Here is a 22,433-nt window from a genome sequence, read left to right on the forward strand (position 1 = left end):
TGAAATATTATAGCGATCTCATTAAAAGAAACTTTTATAAGTATCGTTGATGAGAAAGGAAAAGTTGTTAAGGAAGAAGTTGTTGCAAGCGAAAGTAAGGCAATAGCAGATTAGCCAAGGCAAAAAATACGAATCCATAGGAATAGAAAGTGGACAGCTGTCAATATCAATGTGCAAAGAGTTAAGGAGTTTTGGATTACCAGTAATTTGTGTAGATGCAAGACATATGGCAGCAGCGTTGTCTGAAAGAATCAATAAGAATGATAAAAACGATGCGAGGGGTATAGTGCAGATGATGAGAAGTGTTAGTAAAATCAGTTGTCAAATTAAAATAGCGCTTGGAAGCAGAAGACAGCTAATGTGTAGCAAACAGCAGGTTATTGGAACAATAAGAGGGTTGTTGAAGATACATGGTCGATAAAGGATCAAAATTTGAAACTTTCGCTTTAAGAATACAAGAGGCAATAAATAATTTGGATGAAATCAGTAGGAGTTCAATTGAAGCGTTAGTTTGTAGTTTGGAAGCAATAGAAAAGTCATTAAGAAAGCTTGACAAAATGCTTTCAGAACAAGGTGAAAAAGACGATGATTGTAAATTGTTAACTACTGTTCCAGGAGTGGGGATTATAGTAGCAATGACGTATAAAGCTGCAATTGATAACCCACATAGGTTTGAGAAATCTGATACAGTTGGAGCATATATAGGGTTGACACCAAGGCAATATTCTTCTGGAGAAGTTGATCGGCATGGCAGCATATCAAAGATGGGACCAGCGGAATGTAGAAGTATGTTATATGAAGCTGCACAAACAATGCTTACAGTTACCAAGAGGACATTTAAATTAAAAAACTGGAGTTGCGAAGAAAAAAGGAATGAAAAAAGCAATTGTAGCAGTAGCAAGAAAATTAGCTGTAATTATGCATAGGATGTTGGTTGATAAAACAGAATTTTATTATCAATAAACATCAAAAGAGCATAGGACAATAATTTTATTGAAAATAAAGATAGCAATGCCGATGGAAGGGACAAGCAAGAACTTAGTTAGACTTCGTGGTAAACATGTTACCGTCCACTTCCGCCTAACAAGTATAATGCGGCTTGACAAGTTTATTGTCATCTCAGACCGCGGAGAGAACCATATGCTACTTTTAACTTACGTGGAATTACCAAGGATTATGGAGAAGATATGCTGTTTTGATTTGTGTGAAAATTATTGTTGACTTATGTGCAATTAGAGAACCTAAGTCACTTTAGCTATAATTCAGAATTGAGAGCTTTTAATAACTCTCTAACTCCCACTTAGGTCTTGGTGCAAAATTGAGAGAATCTATATAGCTTTTCTGTAACATTTCAATTCCTGCCCATCCAACCATTATTGCATTATCTGTACATAGGTTGTTGGGAGGAAAAAATATGTTTAAGTTTATGTGTTGTTTTAATTTTTCTCTCAAGAAATTATTTGCTGCAACTCCGCCGGTAATCACAAAGTCATTGATTTTGATATTTAAAGATTCGGCCATAATAATCGCATTACTAACCCTGTCCAGCAGTATGTCACTAATACACTCTTGAAACGAAGCACATACATCACACACATCTTGCTCGCTCATTTTCAGTTCTTGCACTAAGTTTTTTACTGCTGTTTTAATTCCAGAAAACGAAAAGTTACATCCAGAACGTTTTATCATTGCCCTTGGCAGTTTGAATCTTGTGCCATTGCCTTTTTTAGCCAACTTTTCAATTAATGGGCCTCCTGGGTAGCTTAAACCCAGCATCTTAGCAACTTTATCGAACGCTTCACCCAGCGAGTCATCAAGCGTTTCTCCAAGTTTAACGTATTTGCCTACATCCTGTGCAATTAAAAATTGACAGTGACCACCTGATATTAATAGGACTAAAAATGGAAATTTTACCTCATGCAGTAACCTAATAACCAATGCATGCGCTTCTAAGTGATTCACTGCAATGAACGGTTTTTGTGCTACATGCGCAATTGCTTTAGCCATCATTGTACCAACTATTAATCCACCTATGAGTCCTGGTCCTGATGTTGCTGCAATTGCATTGAGGTCATAAAAGTTAAGGTTAGATTTTTCCACGGCGCTTTTTATTAGACCACTTAAATGCTTCATATGAGCACGTGAAGCTATTTCAGGGATCACCCCACCACGTTTTTTGTGTTCTGCTTGGGAGAGAATTTCGTGAGCAAGGACTTGCTTGTCACTATTTACAATCGCTACTGCAGTTTCGTCGCAGCTTGTTTCAACAGCTAAAATGGTTTTCATGTATATTTAGTTACTGTATTACCAAAACTATACTTTGAAACGCTGTAGAAGTTAACTGCAAAGTTAACTTCTATAGCTAAAAGATTTACCAACAACCGTCATTCCGCTACGTGTTAGCTGATGAGATACCGCGCACAACTGTACGAACATTCATTCTTAAAGGTAAACTGCACAGCAAATGGTGTCATTCCAGTGCTTGACACTGGAATCCAGCCTTGCCGTAATCTCATCAAGAACGTTATGTTTTAACATAAGATCAGCCACTTTTATGCTTACCAACTTAGTGCCCAATCCAAATTCCTGGATTCCAGTGTCAAGCACTGGAATGACACCATCTACTACTCAAATTACCTGCAAATTGCAATGTTCGTACACCAAAAGAATGAATCGCGGTATGACGGTTCGCGGCGGTATGACGTAGGAAAACCTGCACTATAAGCTAATCATCATCTCCAAATATAGAGCTAATTTTTTTGCCCCCAGGAGAAAATTTGTTAGTCCAACTGCTTTGCACTTTGGTTACATCTTTAAAGACAGTTTTATTGCTGTATTCCTTGATTTCTTTATCTACTCTCTCCATTATTTGTGGATCCAGGTAGCTCTTTTTCCATTGGTCAGTAGCAAGAAAAACTTTGTTTAAATCTTGAGTGCGGATTAAGTATTCTTTATCTTTAGGGTAAACCTCCTGCGCCCAAGCAAATAGCTCAAAATAGCGTGCAAATAATTCAGATGCGCGTGATTTTGCAGTTTGATAAGCCTGTATCTCCTTAAATATGACTTGGCCGATAATTTTCTGCACAAGAATATTTGACTGCTTTAAGTTCTGCTCAATATCTTGATAAACTTTATGGAGAAATTCCTGTTCTAAACTTAAGTTCAGTTCATTTTCAACCATATGTGAAAGTTCATGCACTATAATATATGGGTTTGACCTTCTTAGCACAATAACATATCTATTTACACCAGAAGACCTGATTGTCTTACACACTCCCTCTTCCATATCCACTAATCCCTCTTGGTATATTTCAAATGAGAGCCTGTTTTGCTTTATTAGTGATAAAGTGAGGTTTAATGTGTTCCTGAACTTCTCAAATTGATAGAGATATTCGACATACCGTATTGCATTTTCACTGCTTCCTACTTGAGTTGCTTGTTTTATTAAATTCCTGATTAGCATACCTTATTATTAAAGGAATTCTTTTTATACTCAAGAATTGATTGGCTACAAAGTGTTTTTAGGAAGCCTGATTGCATAGCTAAAGTAATTCATGTTTACTGATAACCGTCATACCGCGATTCATTCCATAGCTGTACGAACATTGTGATTTGAGAGCAATTTTCATAAGGGAGGATGTCATTCCAGTGCTTGGCACTGGAATCCAGCCTTTCCATAATCATCAAAACATTGTATTTTAACGTAAAACAGCTATTTTTATGCTCACCAACTTAATAAAATTCCTGGATCCAAGTAGTCAGGGCACTGGGATGACATTACAGGGGCACTGAAATGACACCATTTTCGGTCTCTTAAATTGCTTTAGCCATAAATATTTAAGAAATTTACTAAATAAAAAAAAGGCAAAAGAAGCCCCATGGTGGTTGGCTATTTACTATGTACTAAAATATCGGCGTTTTTTTTATTCTAAAACGCTTGATTAAGAGCGATTTAGCTGCTTTTAACTTGCAACTAACCTACACCGCAAGTGTTTAAGAAATTTACTAAGCACGAAAAAAGGCAAAGAAACCCCGTAGTAGCTAGCATTCAAATTCTCCCTTGTCAATTTGACGTTTTTTGCTGTCTTAAACGCTTTGTAAGCGCGTTTCGGCTTATATAGGTAAAAACCCAGAAATTTTTAAAGACATGCGATGCACGTAGTGCGAAAAATTAAACATGAGACGCCAAATACCCTAAGTTTTTTGTCATTAACCTGCACAGATTGCGAAGATAAATAAATAGCTTCACTGTTATGATAAGGGGGCTGGCGAAACTTGTAAAGGAATTTTTTACATCTAATTTATAGCTCCCTGCATGATATCACGTATTATCTATACCAAGGTGTTCTGCTTGTAGATATTATACCAACAATCCACTATTTTTTTTATGTCTTGTGGTTTAGTTTCTGGACCTATACTGATTCTAATTGAACACTCTGCTTGCTCTTTTGTTGCCCCCATTGCAAGCAAAACATGGGAAGGCTCAACTTTTCCAGAAGAACATGCGGAGCCATTACTAACTGCAATATAATTCAAGTCAAAATGCATGAGCTGCACATCACTCTTTACTCCTGGCATATAAATAAAACTTGTGTTTGGCAGCCTCTTAGAGTTTTTACCGAAGATTCTTATGTCACTGACAAGATTTAATAATTCACACTCTAATTGATCGCGTAGCTCCTTTACTTCATCCATTTTTGATAGAAGATCTGGAATATTTTGCAGTGCAGCAGAAAGGCCTGCAATCGCAACAATATTTTCCGTACCACCACGAAATCCCTTCTCTTGTCCACCACCTATTATAATAGGTTCTATCGCAAGTTCTTTATTGAATATTAAAACTCCACTGCCTGCTACACCGCCAAATTTATGGGCGGATAAAGTGAGTAAATCCACTCCTAAATCTTCCATATTAACTTTAATTTTCCCAACACTTTGAGCAGTGTCAGTGTGGCAAATTGCTCCAAATTTGTGGGCTATTTCAGCTATTTCCTCAATAGGTTGAATAACTCCGGTTTCGTTATTTGCCATCATAACTGAAACTATTGCTTTGTTTCCTTTAAGTTCGCTTAGAATTTTTTCTAGCTCTAAAAAGTCAACAATGCCCTCCTGATTAACAGGTATTATATATGGATTACATGCAGAATTAAGAATTGAAGGATGCTCTATAGCTGAAATTATATGCAGGTAGCCTGCTATTCCTCTCATAACAAGGTTATTCGCTTCAGTTGCACCAGACGTAAAAACTATTTCTTTATCACTTGAGACGCCAATAGCACCACGTACGTTATCTCTTGCATCCTGAAGAATCTTCCTCGCTTCTTGTCCTCTTTTATGTAGTGATGATGGATTGAGCGTTTGTTTTAACAAGACCTCAAATATACTTTTTTTTACATTTTCACTAATTGGAGCAGTTGCATTGTAATCAGCATATACGCAACCACTATTTTCTAAAGAGAATGGACTCATCTGTCACTTAAATAAGTTTACCATCAACTATAGCCATAACTATGTACGTTAGCTTTAACACGATAAAAAATTTATTGCAAAAACAGCGAAATTAATACATAATTAATAACTCACGTCATTAATACCTGTCAAGCGGGTTCTTATTAGGGGTTACCATGGTTGAAGTTTTTTTGAATAATGCAACAAGAAAGATAGAAGGTGAATACCACCAAAGCAAAGATGCCAACGCGCCGGTTGTGCTGGTTTTACATCATCATCCTCAATATGGTGGTAATATGGATAGTAAAATTGTACATAGTACATATACGTCTTTTATCGATAACAATTTTTCTGCATTGAAGATTAACTTTCGTGGTGTGGGAAAATCTACCGGAACTTTTGATAAGGGTATAGGAGAATTAACTGACGCTGCGGTAGCCATTGATTGGCTTCAGGAACATAATCCTAGCAATGTTCCAATTTGGATCGCTGGTTTTTCTTTTGGAGCATGGGTGGCTATGCAGCTAACAATGCGCCGCCCTGAGATAGTGGGTTTTATTGCTCTTTCTCTTCCGGTAACTAAGTACGATTTTTCTTTTCTTTCTCCCTGTCCAGTTTCTGGGCTTATAATACAAAGCAGTAATGATACAATCTCAGAAGAAAGCGATGTAACAGAATTAGCAAAAAGGTTGATAAATTCAGTAAGAAGTGATCACATGAAATACCATATAATAGATGATACTAATCACTTTCTAAAGGATAAAGAAGAGGAAGTGACTCAAATCGTGGACAATTATATAAAACTGCGCTTGAATAGTGCAACTATTTCTTTTCAAAAGGTCAAAAAAGAGGTAAGGGTAAAAGAATATGCCTAATCTTTACAAACAAGAGAAATGAGTGTAGTAATATAAATGAAAAGGTTTTGTTATGTTTAAAAAGCTATTATTTTTTGTTTTAGCTGTGTTTATGTTATCGGGGTGTTCCCTAAGTAAACAGCGTAAGTTAAAAAGTCCGTGTATAAAAAGCAATGAAAGCATTTCATGCGAGTTGTACTCTGTTAATGATCATTGGTTAGATAAGTATAAGGCATAGAAATTGTGCTATTTTTCCTATTCACAACTTCACTAATGATCGATCTCTCAATTGGAAAATGCAGTCTGCCTTTTCTGCAAGGAGATGATTGTGCGTTACTATAAGCATAGAGCTGTTATTTTCCTTTACGTACGAATGTAGCAGTAAAAACACCTTAAAAGAATTTGTTGGATCTAAATTTCCTGTTGGCTCATCTGCAAGTAAAAGCTTTGGAGAATTTACAATGCTTCTTGCAATTGCAACTCTCTGCCTTTCCCCACCCGAAACTTCAGATACCATGCTACTTGCTTTGTTTTCCAGACCAAATTTTTCCAACATTGCTTGCGAATTTTTTTTTGCTTCAGCTTTGCTTTTTCCTGCAATGAGTTGAGGAAGCATAATATTTTCCAACACCGATAACTCTTGTAACAAATAGTGAAATTGATAAACAAAACTAAGAAAATTTCTTCTTACATGAGTTTTATGCTTATTACTGGCTTGTGTGCAATTTATTCCATCTATCGTAACTATACCTGAAGTTGGCTTGTCCAACAAGCCTGCGATTTGCAATATAGTTGTTTTCCCTGCACCTGAATCGCCAATCAGCGCTACTACTTGCCCTCTTGTGACACTTAAGTTGATATCCTTTACAACAGCAGAATTGTTCTTGAAGCTTTTATCTACGGAAGTTAGTTCTAGTGGTACATTACCACCCATGTTTAAAAGATCCAGAAGGCATCTAAGTTTTAGTAATAATTAAACCGAAAAACTGTTACCACAACCACATTGAGACTTAGCAAAGGCATTCTTTATTTGAAAACCAGAACCACTGAGATCCTCAGTATAATCTATAACTGAGTTATTTAAAAATTTTGCTGAACAATTATCAACCATTAATACAGGGTTTCCATTTTCATCATTAATTACTATATCTTTACCTTTTTCGCTAAAACTGGAATGGCTTCTATAGTCCTCACTTTCTTCATAGTCATCATCTTCGTCTTCGTCATCAAACTCATCATCGTAATCATCGTCTTCATCATCCAAAGATAGATTTTTATTCATTTGATCCATAAGAAAATTGTATTTGAAGCCAGAACATCCACCACCTGAAACTTCAACCCGTAAAATGGAACTCTTATCCCCTTCCTGCTCTGCAAGAGAGTGGATTTTTTTTAGTGCATTATCAGTTAAGTTGATGTTGTAATTTGTTGACATAGTAACCACCGTTTATTATTGATAACTTATTATAGTAGAAATTTTACATGTCAAACAATAATTTTCTATTAAATTATGCATGTTTTCCAAGCAAAACAAAAGGGAGATACTTCAAAGAGCCAGAAGATGAGAATCGCAGCTGCTTTCAGCGTGATAGGGACCGTATCATTCACTCTAATGCGTTTAGAAAGTTGGAGTACAAAACACAAGTTTTTATCAATTATGAGCACGACTACTATCGCACTCGGCTTACTCATAGCCTTGAAGTTGCACAAATTGCAAGGTCCATTGCGCGTAGACTTGGCTTAAATGAGGATATCACTGAATGCATAGCGCTCGCACATGATCTTGGTCATCCTCCATTTGGTCATGCAGGTGAAGATGCTCTAAAGAAATCAGTTCAAGATTTGAATCTTGATAATGAGAAGTATGAGTTTGATCATAATGTTCAAGCTATAAGGATTTTAACTTATCTTGAACAAAAACATGCTGATTTTGATGGTATGAATCTAAGTTGGGAGGTGATTGAAGGAGTTGCAAAACATAACGGTCCCTTGCTTGGTCAAAACGCGGAGTCTTCTACAAGTAATCAGCTGTTATTAGAATACAACAAAAAATATGATCTAAAACTTGAAGAATTTTCAAGCATTGAAGCGCAAGTTGCTTCAATTGCCGATGATATTGCTTACAGTGTTCACGATCTTGATGATGCACTCAGGGCGAATTTAGTAACCATCGAAGATTTGCTGAATGTTCCTTTAATTGAAAAAATGTTTAAAGACATAAGGAGCAGATATTCAGAATTGCCTCAGAGCAAACTCATACATGAATCACTGAGTGGAACTATAGGAACTATGATAAGTGATGTTGTTTCTCAGACTGAAAGAAATATTGAAGATCACAAAATAAAAAGCGTAGAAGACGTAAGAAGTCTAAATAAAATGCTAGTCACATTTTCACCAGAAGTTGCGAATGCTACAAAAGAAATGAAAAGATTCAACATGGAGAAAATATACAGAAGCTATAAACTGAGTAGAACGATGAACAAAGCAAAACGCATAATACAGGAACTCTTTCAATGTTTTTATGAAAACCCAGGATTACTTCCCACAGAGTGGAGCAAACTCGCTTGTGAATCTCAGCGTTCAGTAATAATATGTGACTATATCTCAGGTATGACAGATAGATTTGCTATACACGAGCACAGAAGAATTTTTGATACCTCATACGAAATGACTTCTTTCTAATGACTGATGATCATTTCATGTCAATTGCATTAAGGCTTGCAGAAAAAAATCTTGGAAATGTTGCACCAAATCCTGCTGTCGGGTGTGTTATTGTAAAGGATGGTACAATTGTTAGTGAGGGATACACAGGGATTGGTGGGCGTCCGCATGCGGAGGTAGTCGCTTTGCAAAACGCTAAAGATTCAACTCATGGCGCAACTATATATATCACTCTTGAGCCATGTTGTCATCACGGAGTCACGGGGCCTTGCACTGCAAAAATCATAAAAGCTAGCATAAAAAGAGTAGTAATTGCAACTATTGACCCAGATAGTAGAGTTTCAGGCAGAGGCATGAAAGCTCTGAAAGAAGCAGGAATTGAAGTTGAGCAAGGTATTATGCAAAAAGAGGCAAAAGAACTGAATGTCGGTTTTTTCACCACTAAAGAATTACATAGACCATTTATAGCTTGCAAAGTCGCAACAACTCTTGACGGAAAAATCGCAACATTTACAGGCGATAGCAAATGGATAACAAGTGAAAATACGAGAAATTGGGTGCATGAGCTTAGAGCAAAATATGATGCAATTATGATTGGCAGCAATACTCTTATTAATGATGATCCACTCTTAACTTGCAGATTACCAGGACTTGGAAGTAGATCGCCAATAAGGCTAATTATAGATAGCCAAGGGAGATTAAAGGAAGAGCATAACATTGCAAAGACTGCAGACAAAGTAATAACTTGGGTCATCACAAATAAAGAAGTAGAGAAAAAAATAAAAAACATTAACTACTTAGTAGTTAATTCAAGCAACACAGGTAAGGTTTGCCTAAAGGACATGGCATTAAAACTTGTTTCAGAAATTGGTATAACAAGATTATTAGTTGAAGGTGGAGGAGTGTTAATCACAGAACTATTAAAGTGTAATTTAATCGACAGGTTGATAATATGCCGCAGTGGTAAAATTTTAGGCAATGATGCCACTCCTTTTGTAGGAGATTTAGGGATTCAATTCATTAATAACTGTTATCAGTTTAAAAAAACAAAGATAATAGAGTTTAGTGAGGATATAGTTGAGGTTTGGGATAGGTCGTCATAATCCTTACATACTCAAACAGTAAAAAAAAGGTATCCGTTCAGCGGAGCGGTAAAATAAAAAGTAGACAAGGAGTGCTAAAAACATAATATCACAAGTAGTATGTGTGGTAAATATGTCTGATCTACTAGCTAGTCTTCTCAAGCTCTGTGAAAGCTTTAAAATAGAGATAGAGCAACTAAAAGCAGAGATAAAGAGGTTAGAGATAGAAAACGAAAATTTTAGATCTGAGAATAAGGCGCTAAGAATCGAAAATGCTGAATTGAAAGAAAGACTAGGTCTGAATTCACAAAATTCATCGATACCGAGCTCAAAAGAGTTATACAAGCTAAAGAAGAAAAAGAAAAAAAGTGACAGGAAAATAGGGGCACAGATTGGGCATGAAGGAAAGTATCGCCCTAAAATGGAAGCAGATGAAGTGGTGAAAATAGAGTTCTTGCGAGTGCGGAGGAGAAATTGCGATATCGAAAGAGCCATACATTCATCAAAAAGTTGATTTGCCAGCTTATGTTGTGGAATACCAATGGCCGCTGTTGCAAGTGTGGAAAAAGAAAAAGTAGCAGGCTACCAGAAGGTGTTACTGCGGATACATTTGGTCCAAAAGTTAAGTCAACAATTGCGGCGCTGAGCGGATTTTACAAGAACTCGAAAAGAGAAGTAGCAAATATTATAAAAAATATTTTCAACCTGGACATCAGTGTTGGTAGCGTGTCAAATAGCGAGGCTAGAGTTGCAGAAAAATGCCAAGAAGCATATGAGCAAATCGAGCAAGAAGTAAGTAAAAGTGAAGTTCTGCATATCGATGAAACGAGCCATTATAACAAAGGTAAACTTGGTTGGTGCTGGATGTTTGCCAGTAATACAGCAAGTTTTATAAAATTGACAGAGTCAAGAGGAATGAAGGTTTTACAAAATAGTAAGTTCTGCAATCGCAATAGCTTACGACAGGTACGCAGCATACAACTACTTTGCCGATAAGAACAGGCAAATCTGTTGGGCACATTTATCAAGAGATTTTGAAAGATTAGCACATAGTTGAAGTTAAAGTTCTGGGCTGTTACTTAAGAAACGTAGCCACTGAATTATTTGCACTAAAAAAGGCCTTGCTAAAAAATGAGATAGATGTTTTTAGATTTACCAGACGTGCCAGAAAATTGCGAAAACGTACAAGGTATTACTTGAAGCCGTTTACCTGAAGCAATTGGAGCTTCTCGAGTTGCAAAAAATATTTTGAAATCTGAAAGAATGATGTGGAAATTTTTAGATGACCCAGAAAATATTCCGCTGACAAATAACCATGCTGAACGGCAAATACGGCATTATGTCGTTTATCGCAAAAATTCATATTTTACCCAATCGAAGCGGGGAACTTGAACGGATAATTTCATTATACTTGACATGGAAACAAATGGGCTTTCCAAAACCTCTTATCTATCATCTCTCACACCGCTTAGCTGAACGGATACAACCCAAGAAAGGTTTTTCTACGTCATACCGCCGCGGTATCTCAGCATAGATTCCGCTAACGAGTAGCGGAATGACGAATTTGTTGTTTTTCAAATTGTAGGTAAACCTAAGCCACTTTAGCTATATAGGGTCACAACAATAGATTTTTAAGATCGGTTACGGCCTTCTTAATATCTTCAGCCTTGAATATCGCCGATCCCGCAACTAAAATATCTGCACCTGCTTTTATTATATCAGCTGCGTTAGAAAAGTTAATTCCACCATCTACTGAAATTTGTGTTTTAAGATTACGCTCCTGTATCATTTTTTTTATAGTAGATATCTTGTTCAACTGTGAATGAATAAATTCCTGCCCTCCAAAGCCAGGGTTGACTGTCATAATCAGCACAATATCTAGCTCATGTATTATGTATTCAAGCACACTTGGAGAAGTTGAAGGAACAATTGAAACTCCAACTTGAATCGGTTTTTTTTCGTCGTTTACATTTTTGTATGACTTTATCTTTCTTATCAACCTCTCAAGATGTATCTCTGCTTCTGCATGTACAGTGATAATATCAGCACCAGCATTTATAAAGCTTTCAATGTGGTTACCAGGAGATTTGACCATTAAATGCACATCAAAAGGAAGATTGCTATATTTACGTATTGCAGAAACAACGCTAGGACCAATTGTAATATTTGGAACGAAATTCCCATCCATAACGTCTATGTGTATGTAATCCACACCTAAATCGCTAATTTTTCTTACTTCTTCCCCTAATTTTGCAAAATCTGCTGAAAGTATAGAAGGTGCAATTTTAATACTCATGAGCTGCCTTTTTTGCTAAAAAATAACTTATTTTTAAAACTCTGTCACCCTAAGCACCATCTGAGTAGCTAGAGGAACTGGATACTGATATCGGTATGCCTATTTAACTAGATCTTAAATTAGATAAAAAAAGGTAGTCTTGATAAAACTTATTTACAGCAAGTTTTTTTACATTTGGACTTTCTGTTTGTTCTTTTTTGTACCCTAATTTATAGCTTATTGAATCCTTGTATAAACTGATCGTTTTGTATGCTTTGTTCATCTCTCTAGGAAAGATGCCGTTAGCAATTACGACGCATAACCCTGTAGCTGTTGCAAAAGCTAGAGTGGTAAATGCTAGATTTTGTAAAAAATTCCTTCCACCAACTTTTTTTTCCTGTATATTAGCAGAGTGCGATTTTTTTGACACTTCTTCTAGGTATTCATGCCATATGTGATTGCAGTTCGTACACTTTACCTTTCTTCCAGATGCACCAATTTGCTCGGGAGATACTAAGTAAGTTTTAGTACAACTATTACATTGTATTTTCATAGCACTTACATATAAAGTAGTAACAAGCCCAAATGATACGAGCTACAAATTTAATATCAATATATATATAACAAATGGAAGGTTTGCAACTAAAAAAAGCACAGAGTGAGATAGAAGATATTTGGAAAAATAGAGAAAAATTTAATGACTGTAATCTAAAGAAAACAGCAAGAATAGCAATTAAAGAGGTAATTGAGCTCCTTGATAGTGGCAAAATTAGAGTAGCAGAAAAGCTATCAAGTGGAGAATGGGTAGTACATAAGTGGATAAAGCAGGCAATATTATTACATTTTCTCACCGAAGAAAATAAAATAATAGATAATACTAATTGCTGGTTTGACAAGATCGGTAACAAATTTAGTGAATGGAATGAGGAGAAATTTCGCCAGTTAAAAATTAGAGCAGTTCCTGGGTGTTTTGTCCGCCGATCTGCTTATATAGGTACAAATGTTGTTCTAATGCCAAGTTTTATCAACGTTGGTGCATATGTTGATTCAGGAACAATGATAGATACCTGGTCAACGATTGGTAGCTGTGCGCAAATAGGAAAAAACTGTCATATTTCCGGTGGAGTGGGAATAGGTGGAGTTCTTGAGCCTATTCAAGCTTCACCTGTCATTATAGAAGATAATTGCTTTATTGGAGCACGTAGCGAAGTGGCCGAGGGTGTGGTAGTGAGAGAAGGATCAGTCCTTGGCATAGGCGTGTTTATTGGGGCATCAACAAAGATTATTGATAGAGAAACTAGCAAGGTATTTTACGGCGAAGTGCCACCTTATTCTGTAGTGGTACCAGGGTCTATTCCATCTAAAAATAATATTTCAACCTATTGTGCAGTCATAGTAAAAAAAGTGGATGAAAAGACGAGATCGAAAATCTCTATAAATGAAATATTGAGGGATTAAACTATCTTACTCCTTGTCGTCACTTTTTTTATCATTATTACTAACCACAGTAATGGCATACGCGCATAACTCTGAGAAAGAGACTCCATTTTCTTGAGATAGTTTATATAATTTTTGTAGACTTTCTTTTACTTTATTAGGAATATTCCCTCCACGTTCTTTTACAAGCCAGGAATCTTGATGATGAATTGGATGAGCATCACTTTTTGGATTTCCTATGTATATTGCAAAAGGTGAACTTTGTCCTTTGAAGTCACATTGTACAGTAAATTTTTTTATAGATTCAGCCATCTAAAGACCTCTACTTTTCTTTTTGGTCGATTTTATAGCAGGTGGAAGAGGTGGTTTCTTTATAAAATCTTGTCTATTGACAACACTTTCTCTACCTTCCAAAGCTCGGCGAACATCAGCTCTGCTTAATTGCGACTCTTTTGCTACCTTCATTCCATGCTTTGCCATAATATTAGCATATGCTAGTACTTTTTTTACCAATTCTAGATCACCATTTAGCATTTGAACTAGCACTTGAAACACTTCCGCTAAAGTTAGCCCATCAGCATTTATAACCTTGTTTTCTATAAAATTGACAGCTTCTTCAAATTTGTATTCAATACTATCATCTTGAGCTATAAGGGCAACATAATCGGTGTTTTTGTCGTCCATAACTGAAGCACTATTACTCACAAACTTAAGTGTATACTATATATATAAATACTCTACTATTTTATATTATGGCACGCTATAGTTAAACATTTATTAATAACATGCTCACTTATATACACGAATTAATTGACAAAAGTCAAGGATCAATATCCATCAGTGATTTCATGAATGCCGTTTTGTACCATGAAAAATACGGCTATTATACAAGTAAATTACCGCTTGGTAAGGATGGTGATTTTACTACCGCACCTGAGATCAGCCAATTATTTGGTGAAGTAATTGCAGTTTGGATAATGCATACATGGGAAAAATTAGGAAAGCCATCAAAATTTTCTCTAGTTGAACTTGGGCCAGGCAAAGGAACACTCATTCACGATATAATAAGAGTCACTAAAAAATACAGCAGCTTTTTTAATTCAATGTTGATCCACTTAGTTGAAATAAGCCCTACTTTACGGAAGATACAAAAGGAAAAATTAAAAAGCTTAGATGTTAATTGGCACAAAAATATTGACAACCTACCAGAACAACCAACCATTTTTTTAGCAAATGAGTTCTTTGACGCTCTTCCGATAGATCAGTTTGTATATCATGATGAGGGGTGGTATGAAAATATGGTGACAAAACAAGATGATGGCAGTCTCTTGGTGTCATGCCAGTGCGTGACACTGGAATCCAGAAAAAAAGAATCATGGATTCCAGTGTCAGCTACTCAGATGACAAATGGAAAATTTTTTAATGGTGCAGTGGTGGAAATATGTTCAGTTGGGGTTGAAATATTAAAAAAACTTGAGAAGAAGATATATAATAATAAAGGAGCTGCTTTGATTGTAGATTACGGTTATGTATACCCCGCATATAAGAGCACTTTGCAATCGATAAAACAACATAAGTATGCTAATTTTCTTGAGAATGTTGGTAATAGTGATATTACCGCACTTGTGAACTTTCAAGCGTTAAGAGATTCATTAAAGCATGTAGATTGTGAGATTTTAACTCAAAGGGAATTTTTATATCTTTTTGGCATAAAAGAAAGAACCCAGGCTTTAATGAAAAGCGCAAGTGATGAACAAAAGAATAGGATCTTTAGTGAATTCCTAAGGTTGACTGAAAATATGGGCACTCTTTTTAAAGCAATGCTATTGATATAGCTAACCCAAGAAAGGTTTCCCTACATCATACCGCCGCGATATCTCAGCATAGATTCCGCTAACGAGTAGCGGAATGACGAGCTTATTGTCATGCCGCCGCGAACCGTCATACCGCGATTCATTCGCGGTATCTCATCAGCTAACAAGCAGCAGTTCTACGTCATACCGCCGTGGTATCTTTTAGCATAGATCCCGCTAACACGTAGCGGGATGACGAGCTTATCGTCATGCTGCCGCGAACCGTCATACCGCCACGAACTGTCATACCACCACGAACCGTCATACCGCGATTCATTCGCGGTATCTCTAGATCCCGCTAACAAGCAGCGGGATGACGGTTGTCTCCTAGCTGTCATCCCAGTACTGGTAGACTCAAATCACAATGCTCGTATAGCTGCAACCCTGGAGGTACTGTTTCTCACCCACTGGAGATATTGCACGGTACTATCCACTTGGTCGTCGTGGCGCGTTTCTGGGAACATTAAAATCTCATACTCAAAATCGTTCAGCCATACTGCTTGATGTGGCAGAAAAACCTTGCCAGACTCTATAATCGGAACAATTTGATGAAATCGAGTGAGCTTGTCATCATGTGGCACTATTTCAATAATCGGTAAATCACTGTTTGTCTTTAGCTCTTGCACCAATTGTTGACCACTTGTTTTTGCTTCGATTAAAATTGCGTGTGGCGTCCATCTTGCAGCTAGTGACAAAACCTGTTCTTTAAGCTTTGGATACTCAAGCTTTGCGCGATATACGTCGAGTAAATAGAATTTATTATCTATTTTTGCCCAGGTGGTGCAGACACTAAAGTTGCTCATGTTACTTGTTGAAACCGCAGTATCCCAACTTTGTGTTACATGCGAGAGATTATCAGGAACATTTTTATAGCGCTTTAGCCACTCTCGTTTGACTATACCACTTGAAAGCGGCAGAGGGTTTTGTTGATATTGAGCAGCAAAAGCGTAACTCCCAAGTTCAGCTTTTATTATCTCAACTTCTTCTTTTCCTCCATCGAGGGGATATAACAACTGACCTTCTTCTCTTGAATATAATATCCTTACAGGTGACGCTGGTTTATTATATAATCGCCTGGTCGCACAGTGCTGAGCTACTCGGATGATAGGAACGGGAGGTATTGGCTTTTTGATTGAATAAATAACCTGCTTATTTTCAGAAATCATTGGCAAACAAATATGATGCCATATGTTTTTTGGCTTGGAGAGAAGGTGTCCAGTTAAGTCCTCCTGGTGTAGCCTGTGCATTACAAGAACGATGACTCCTTTTTTTCTATCGTTCAGCCTGGTTACTAAAGTCTGATCAAACCAGTTTGTGGCACGCTTTCTAAGCGTTTCACTCAAAGCTTGAGCAGAACTGAGCGGATCGTCCACAATGATAAAATCACCACCTTCACCAGTTAGTGTTCCACCAACTGATGTTGCGATTCTGTATCCTCTCTGCACTGTTTGAAATTTATATTTGGTATTCTGGTCTTTGGATAGTTCTATCTCTGGAAATAGCGCTCTATACCAACTAGACTGCATCACGCACCTGGTGTCGAGCGAGTGCTTTTCGCTGAGCCGCTGAGAATAACTTGCAACTATTATTCTCGCAGTTGGTTGGTTTCCCAGTATCCATGCGGGCCACGCAACGCTTATGCACATGGACTTCATCGAGCGCGGAGGCATATTGAATATTATTCGTTTCACTTCACCAGCGCTCGCTGCTTCCAGCCTGTCTGCTATGACTTTTATATACTGATAATCGTTATACTCACACCCCGGCACTACCGTTTGAAAGCACAGTTCAATGAATTTTAGAAAGTTCATGATATAATGTTGAAACCAGCGCGTAACGCTGGGATGACAGAAAAAGGAGCACTGGAATGACACCCTACTTAACCGTCATACCGCGATTCATTCGCGGTATCTCTTAACATAGATCCCGCTAACACGTAGCGGGATGACGAATTACTTAACCATCATCTACACCGTCATACCGCGATTCATTCGCGGTATCTCTTAACATAGATCCCCTACTATACCTTAACATAGATCCCGCTAACAAGCAGCGGGATGACGAGCTTATCTTCATGCCGCCACGAACCGTCATGCCGCCGCGAACCGTCATACCGCGATTCATTCGCGGTATCTCTAGATCCCGCTAACACGTAGGGGAATGACGAGGTCATGCCGCCGCAAACCGTCATACCGCCGCGGTATCTCTTAGCCGCTAACACGTAGCGGGATGACGGTTGTTGTTTAGCTATAAATATTAAGGAATTTACCAAATGAAAAAAAAGGCAAAAGAAGCCCCGTGGTTATTATCCGCTTTAAAATATTGGCGTTTTTTATGTTTTAAATGCTTGACAAGCGAGATTCAGCCGCTTTTAATTGCAACTAACCTACGCTGCAAATGTTTAAGAAATTTACTAAGCAGAAAAAAAGACAAAGAATCCCCGAGTTAGCTAGTCTTTTACTATCTCTGTCGAGTATTGGCATTTTTTGATGTCTTGTAACGCTTTATAAGCGCGTTCAGCTTATTTAGATAAAAATCTAGATGTAGATGAAGTTTTGTAAAGACATACAGTATCTATATACTGCAAAAAATTGAACATAAGACGCCGATACATTAAGTAATCCTTACCTTTTAATCTGCAGATTGGCGAAAGCAAATACAATAGCTTCACTATCATGATAAGGGCGCTGGTGGAGTTTGTCAAGTAAGTTTTTTCGTTTCTATTTCCAATAAAAGTTCGTTATATGGTTATGCAAGAAGTTTAATACTCATAGTTTCAAGCATATACTGAAATATCTCATTAGCAATTGCAACATCTTGGCGTGGGGCTTTGCCGTGTTCTATAAACACAGAGATTGCATAGCGCGGGTTATGGTAAGGGCCATAAGCGATAAATAACTTATGACTTTCACCCTTAGAGTTTATCTCTGGTGTACCGGTTTTACCGGCAATTTGTATACCGCTTAGCCCTTTCTTATAGGTTCCAGTTTTAGAATTCACCACATCAAACATAGCTTTTCGAACTATGCTAAGATGCTCACAATCCACATCAATATCGGGAAAATCTTGTATCGTTTCATTCATCTTAATGCGGGGAATTACCTCTTTTCCTGTTGCAATCCTCGCTGCAAGAACTGCAAGCTGTAGTGGTGTTGTAAGCATATACCCTTGTCCTATAACTAAGTTGATAGTGTCACCTAAATACCACTGCGAATATAGCTTTCGTGTACGCCAATCTCTATCTGGCAACAACCCTGGAGCTTCTTCTTTAAACGTTCCAATCAGTGGCCCACTTCCAATACCAAATTTTCTGGCCATTTCTACTAGAGAGTCTACACTTATTTTTTTCCCTATATTATAAAAGTAAGTGTTGCATGATAATGCCATTGCTTCATTTAAAGATACATATCCATGGACTTTGCTTTTCAGGCAACGAAATTTCCGCTCACCTATTTTCATATAGCCCTTGCACGAGAATTTCTCTTCTGGTGTTATTATCCCGTCTTTTAAACCCGCAAGCGCAACTATTACTTTAAATATTGAACCAGGTGGAATTTGATATGATAACGCACGATTCACGAGCGGCAATGAAGGAGCATTCAAGCTCTCCCAAGTCTCATTTGATAGCCTGCTAGCAAAAAGATTATTATCGTAAGAAGGTGAATTATATAATGCTAAAATTTCTCCATTATTTACATCAATTACCACTGCGGAGCCTTGGTGATCTTTAAATACCTCTGCGGTTTTCTCTTGCAGATTAATATCAATTGTCAGTTGTACATCTTGTCCGTCTTGTTGTGGTATGCTTGATAATTCTTTTATGACGCGTTTTTTAGAATTTATTTCCTGCTCAGATTTTCCTGACTTGCCTTTCAATATATGATCATATGTATATTCAATACCGCTGATTCCTACTTCGCTTATGCCTTGCTGTCTTTTTGTATATCCGATTACATGAGAACACATTGAACCAAATGGGTAATAACGTTTATAAAGAGCAGTTATTTTTTCTGACGATTTTGCTATTTTAGACTCGACTTCTGATAATGTCTGCAAATCAACTTCCTTACCAGAACCATCAAACAAAACAACATACGAAATTTTGTTTACCGCAAGTTCAATGCTATTCCTATCTAAAATTTTGCCCCGCTTAGGCATAATAGTAGCAACTCTTATTCTATTACTATTAGATAGTGCTTCGTACTTTTGTCTGTTTCGTATTTGTAAATTATATAACCTGCAACTAAAAACCGCAGAAATGGTAAGCTGAATACCACCTAATATGAATGCTCTGCGGTTAAAGACTTTGTTTTTTGTCCACATAACATTCCTTCAAAACACACTTTTTTCCCCTCTTTTATTGTTACACTTCTGGCTTTTACCGTATTACAAACCCTTTTTTCCCACTCACTTAAGGTCACAAACTTATAACCTGATTTTTTTAGTATTTTAATAATATGAGGTAAAGCTTCAATTGTGTTTGACCTGTTATTGTGATCATGAAACAGTATAACTGCTCCATTATGTACATTACTTAAAACTCTTTCAACTAAAGTTTCTGGCTTATCACCTTGCCAATCTAGCGAATCAACTGTCCATAATATTGAATACATATTTAATTGATCAGTATTTTCAATCAGATTATCGTCATAACATCCATATGGCGGACGAAACCATTTTACATCTTGTTTTATTGCATTTTTAATTGCTGTATTTGTCTTTTCCAATTCTTGCAATTGTTCCTCACTTGAAAGTGATGTCAACTTCCTATGCGACCAAGAGTGATTGCCTAACTCATGACCTGATTCATGAATTTTCTTTACTATTTCAGACGTTTTTTCATTTATACGTTCACCAAGCACAAAAAATGTTGCTTTTGCTTCATAGCTTTCCAGAACATTAATAATATCGTTTACTCTATTGTTAGACGGTCCATCATCAAACGTAAGCGCAACAAACTTATCGTCGTTATTCAATAATTTTTTTATATTACTTAAATTTCTATATGATAGATCTAGATTACAACTGAGCCCACAGTATGGTAAATTAAAATTACAATCACTACAAAAAGCCGTACTTGAATATAGTAAGAAAAAAGTGATTATCCTTATAAACATTTGTAATCAGCAAAGTGATAGAATACTACACTTTTTTGCTAAGTTAAGCCATCTTTAATTGCTGTAGCCTTTACTTCATCGCTTCTTTAATACATTGTATTAACAATTTTATATAATATATTATGATTGCAAATATAAATACCGTTGCGCTTCAGGGAATTAGCACAGTAAATGTCAATGCACAAATTCATATGGCAAATGGTATTCCAGCTTTTAATATTGTTGGCTTGCCGGATAAAACTGTTGCAGAATCCAGAGAGCGCATCAGAGCAGCGTTAAATTCAATCAATCTACTACTACCTCCAAAAAGAATTACAGTTAATCTCTCCCCTGCGGATTTGCTGAAAGAAGGCAGTCATTATGACTTGGCTATTGCTATTGGACTACTTGTTGTAATGAATGTGATACCAGTTGAAAAAGTTCAGTCTTATATAATCATGGGTGAACTGGCTCTTGATAGCAGAGTTATTCCAGTTTCAGGTGTGCTGCCAACAGCAATTAATGCAAAAAAGGACAATAAAGGAGTAATTTGCCCGAGAGGAAATGGTGTAGAAGCTGTATGGGTGAAGAATGTTTCAATTCTGGCTATAGAGAAATTAACTGATATTATCAGACACTTTAAGGGTGAGCAATTAATTCAGCCAGTAATTTTTAATTATAGTGATGCACCCAAAGAAAAAAGATTGGTTCCCGATATGAAGGATATCAAAGGCCAAGTTGTTGCAAAAAGAGCAGCTGAAATTGCAGCAGCAGGTGGGCATAATATGCTTCTTGTTGGCCCTCCTGGTACTGGAAAGTCAATGCTTGCTAAACGCTTTATAGGGTTGCTGCCTGATTTGACCGAACAGGAGATGATTGATGTTAATATTATTTCCAGCATAACAAAAACTGGTAACGAAATATTCAAAGTAACTCGTCCCTTTCGTGAACCTCATCACTCATGCTCTATGCCAGCAATGATAGGGGGAGGAAAGAATGCAAAACCTGGAGAAATTACCATGGCTCACAATGGCGTGTTGTTTCTTGATGAGTTACCTGAATTTCCAAGACTCGTGCTTGATTCTCTGCGCCAACCACTTGAAGATAGAAAAGTTACCGTTGCAAGGGCAAATGCTCACATAACCTACCCTGCCAATTTTCAACTGATAGCTGCAATGAACCCTTGCAGGTGCGGTTATTTAGGTGATGCAAGCAGATCGTGCAACAAAGCTCCAAAGTGTGGCACAGATTACAAAAACAAAATATCAGGCCCATTGCTTGATAGAATAGACATATGCATTGAAATGCCAAACGTTAGCATACTCTCTCCTGAAATCTCTGTGGAGGGAGAAAGTACTAAAATCATAAGAGGAAGGGTGATAGCAGCGAGAAAAATTCAAACTGAGCGTTATAGTAAATTGAATGTTCGTTGTAACGCAGAAGTAAGCGGTGAAGCATTTAATAAATTTACTGAACCAGATCAGGCAGGGTTAGAATTGCTAAAATACGTACTGAAAGAAAATTACATTTCCAATCGAGGCTACACACGCGTATTAAAAGTTGCAAGAACTATTGCAGATCTTGCAAAAAGTGAAGAAGTAAAAAGAGCACACATTGCTGAAGCGCTCAATTACAGAATAAAGGTATATTAAAAAATTAGTTTACTTGACAGGCAATTTTTTTTACTATATGCTTCCTTAATGAAATTTTAACATTCTATTTAAGGA

Annotated in this window: 21 protein-coding genes and 1 pseudogene; 10 read left to right on the plus strand and 12 right to left on the minus strand. The window is 37.0% G+C overall.

Going from position 1 to position 22,433, the window contains the following annotated elements; all coding sequences use genetic code 11:
• Window positions 1-169 precede the first annotated feature (169 nt).
• On the plus strand, window positions 170-421 hold the full coding sequence (locus AAGD66_RS02810; RefSeq protein WP_264724032.1) for a hypothetical protein: 252 nt from the start codon (window positions 170-172) through the stop codon (window positions 419-421).
• Window positions 411-926: a transposase gene (locus AAGD66_RS02815; protein ID WP_264724031.1), complete on the plus strand. Its 516-nt coding sequence runs from the start codon at window positions 411-413 to the stop codon at window positions 924-926. The genes AAGD66_RS02810 and AAGD66_RS02815 overlap by 11 nt, the downstream gene beginning before the upstream one ends.
• 352 nt (window positions 927-1,278) lie before the next feature.
• On the opposite strand, the gene tsaD is transcribed toward AAGD66_RS02815, so the two are convergent.
• Entirely contained in the window at window positions 1,279-2,286 is a 1,008-nt protein-coding gene (gene tsaD, locus AAGD66_RS02820; RefSeq protein WP_341814533.1) for a tRNA (adenosine(37)-N6)-threonylcarbamoyltransferase complex transferase subunit TsaD, read from the minus strand.
• A gap of 268 nt (window positions 2,287-2,554) precedes the next feature.
• Here tsaD and AAGD66_RS02825 point away from each other — a divergent pair, with 268 nt between their 5' ends.
• Window positions 2,555-2,707, plus strand: a complete 153-nt coding sequence (locus tag AAGD66_RS02825; protein WP_153296810.1) for a hypothetical protein — start codon at window positions 2,555-2,557, stop codon at window positions 2,705-2,707.
• Window positions 2,708-2,725: 18 nt separating this feature from the next.
• On the opposite strand, the gene AAGD66_RS02830 is transcribed toward AAGD66_RS02825, so the two are convergent.
• Together AAGD66_RS02830 and AAGD66_RS02835 are read right to left on the minus strand one after the other, a co-directional pair.
• Entirely contained in the window at window positions 2,726-3,463 is a 738-nt protein-coding gene (locus AAGD66_RS02830; RefSeq protein ID WP_265024435.1) for a hypothetical protein, read from the minus strand.
• 869 nt (window positions 3,464-4,332) lie between these two features.
• Window positions 4,333-5,469: a cysteine desulfurase family protein gene (locus tag AAGD66_RS02835; protein WP_264724027.1), complete on the minus strand. Its 1,137-nt coding sequence runs from the start codon at window positions 5,467-5,469 to the stop codon at window positions 4,333-4,335.
• A 155-nt stretch (window positions 5,470-5,624) separates the two neighbouring features.
• Between AAGD66_RS02835 and AAGD66_RS02840 the strand changes: the two genes are divergently transcribed.
• On the plus strand, window positions 5,625-6,323 hold the full coding sequence (locus tag AAGD66_RS02840; protein WP_151808056.1) for an alpha/beta hydrolase: 699 nt from the start codon (window positions 5,625-5,627) through the stop codon (window positions 6,321-6,323).
• A gap of 238 nt (window positions 6,324-6,561) precedes the next feature.
• Here the strand turns inward: AAGD66_RS02840 and AAGD66_RS02850 are convergent, their stop codons facing one another.
• The gene (locus AAGD66_RS02850) at window positions 6,562-7,236 is read right to left on the minus strand and encodes an ABC transporter ATP-binding protein (RefSeq protein ID WP_265024438.1); all 675 of its coding nucleotides are present in this window, start codon (window positions 7,234-7,236) and stop codon (window positions 6,562-6,564) included.
• A gap of 39 nt (window positions 7,237-7,275) precedes the next feature.
• Entirely contained in the window at window positions 7,276-7,737 is a 462-nt protein-coding gene (locus AAGD66_RS02855; protein ID WP_341814534.1) for a heme biosynthesis protein HemY, read from the minus strand.
• A gap of 47 nt (window positions 7,738-7,784) precedes the next feature.
• On the opposite strand from AAGD66_RS02855, the gene AAGD66_RS02860 reads away from it, so the two are divergent.
• The 3 genes and pseudogenes from AAGD66_RS02860 to tnpC all read left to right on the plus strand — a co-directional run bounded on the left by AAGD66_RS02860 (window position 7,785) and on the right by tnpC (window position 11,517).
• A complete protein-coding gene (locus AAGD66_RS02860) occupies window positions 7,785-8,984 on the plus strand; it encodes a deoxyguanosinetriphosphate triphosphohydrolase (RefSeq protein ID WP_065106726.1) in 1,200 nt (399 codons plus the stop codon).
• Window positions 8,984-10,066 carry a bifunctional diaminohydroxyphosphoribosylaminopyrimidine deaminase/5-amino-6-(5-phosphoribosylamino)uracil reductase RibD gene (gene ribD / locus AAGD66_RS02865; RefSeq protein ID WP_341814535.1) on the plus strand — a complete coding sequence of 361 codons (1,083 nt, stop codon included), beginning with the start codon at window positions 8,984-8,986 and terminating at the stop codon, window positions 10,064-10,066. Before AAGD66_RS02860 ends, ribD begins: the two co-directional genes overlap by 1 nt.
• A gap of 112 nt (window positions 10,067-10,178) precedes the next feature.
• Window positions 10,179-11,517: pseudogene (gene tnpC / locus AAGD66_RS02870) on the plus strand (IS66 family transposase).
• Window positions 11,518-11,660: 143 nt separating this feature from the next.
• Here the strand turns inward: tnpC and rpe are convergent.
• Window positions 11,661-12,341, minus strand: coding sequence for a ribulose-phosphate 3-epimerase (gene rpe, locus AAGD66_RS02875; protein WP_264724025.1), 681 nt, complete (start codon window positions 12,339-12,341; stop codon window positions 11,661-11,663).
• 103 nt (window positions 12,342-12,444) lie between these two features.
• Complete coding sequence (locus AAGD66_RS02880) at window positions 12,445-12,873, minus strand: zinc-ribbon domain-containing protein (RefSeq protein ID WP_265041116.1); 429 nt, start codon at window positions 12,871-12,873, stop codon at window positions 12,445-12,447.
• A 74-nt stretch (window positions 12,874-12,947) separates the two neighbouring features.
• Here AAGD66_RS02880 and dapD point away from each other — a divergent pair, with 74 nt between their 5' ends.
• The gene (gene dapD, locus AAGD66_RS02885; protein ID WP_155968290.1) at window positions 12,948-13,778 is read left to right on the plus strand and encodes a 2,3,4,5-tetrahydropyridine-2,6-dicarboxylate N-succinyltransferase; all 831 of its coding nucleotides are present in this window, start codon (window positions 12,948-12,950) and stop codon (window positions 13,776-13,778) included.
• Window positions 13,779-13,784: 6 nt separating this feature from the next.
• Here the strand turns inward: dapD and AAGD66_RS02890 are convergent, their stop codons facing one another.
• Both AAGD66_RS02890 and AAGD66_RS02895 read right to left on the minus strand, forming a co-directional pair.
• On the minus strand, window positions 13,785-14,069 hold the full coding sequence (locus AAGD66_RS02890) for a DUF2610 domain-containing protein (protein ID WP_010962783.1): 285 nt from the start codon (window positions 14,067-14,069) through the stop codon (window positions 13,785-13,787).
• Window positions 14,070-14,441: a hypothetical protein gene (locus tag AAGD66_RS02895; protein ID WP_406719861.1), complete on the minus strand. Its 372-nt coding sequence runs from the start codon at window positions 14,439-14,441 to the stop codon at window positions 14,070-14,072.
• Between the two features lie 101 nt (window positions 14,442-14,542).
• Here AAGD66_RS02895 and AAGD66_RS02900 point away from each other — a divergent pair, with 101 nt between their 5' ends.
• Window positions 14,543-15,592, plus strand: a complete 1,050-nt coding sequence (locus AAGD66_RS02900; protein ID WP_007549412.1) for a class I SAM-dependent methyltransferase — start codon at window positions 14,543-14,545, stop codon at window positions 15,590-15,592.
• 377 nt (window positions 15,593-15,969) lie between these two features.
• On the opposite strand, the gene terL is transcribed toward AAGD66_RS02900, so the two are convergent.
• The 3 genes from terL to AAGD66_RS02915 form a co-directional block, all read right to left on the minus strand.
• On the minus strand, window positions 15,970-17,421 hold the full coding sequence (gene terL / locus AAGD66_RS02905; RefSeq protein WP_213863582.1) for a phage terminase large subunit: 1,452 nt from the start codon (window positions 17,419-17,421) through the stop codon (window positions 15,970-15,972).
• A gap of 937 nt (window positions 17,422-18,358) precedes the next feature.
• Window positions 18,359-19,933 carry a penicillin-binding transpeptidase domain-containing protein gene (locus AAGD66_RS02910; RefSeq protein WP_006280388.1) on the minus strand — a complete coding sequence of 525 codons (1,575 nt, stop codon included), beginning with the start codon at window positions 19,931-19,933 and terminating at the stop codon, window positions 18,359-18,361.
• Window positions 19,888-20,727, minus strand: coding sequence for a polysaccharide deacetylase family protein (locus AAGD66_RS02915; protein WP_010962787.1), 840 nt, complete (start codon window positions 20,725-20,727; stop codon window positions 19,888-19,890). Before AAGD66_RS02915 ends, AAGD66_RS02910 begins: the two co-directional genes overlap by 46 nt.
• A gap of 122 nt (window positions 20,728-20,849) precedes the next feature.
• On the opposite strand from AAGD66_RS02915, the gene AAGD66_RS02920 reads away from it, so the two are divergent.
• Window positions 20,850-22,358 carry a YifB family Mg chelatase-like AAA ATPase gene (locus AAGD66_RS02920; protein ID WP_264724020.1) on the plus strand — a complete coding sequence of 503 codons (1,509 nt, stop codon included), beginning with the start codon at window positions 20,850-20,852 and terminating at the stop codon, window positions 22,356-22,358.
• The last annotated feature ends 75 nt before the right edge of the window (window positions 22,359-22,433 follow it).

The organism is Wolbachia endosymbiont (group A) of Dendrolimus pini (assembly GCF_964026835.1).
Classification (GTDB): domain Bacteria; phylum Pseudomonadota; class Alphaproteobacteria; order Rickettsiales; family Anaplasmataceae; genus Wolbachia; species Wolbachia pipientis.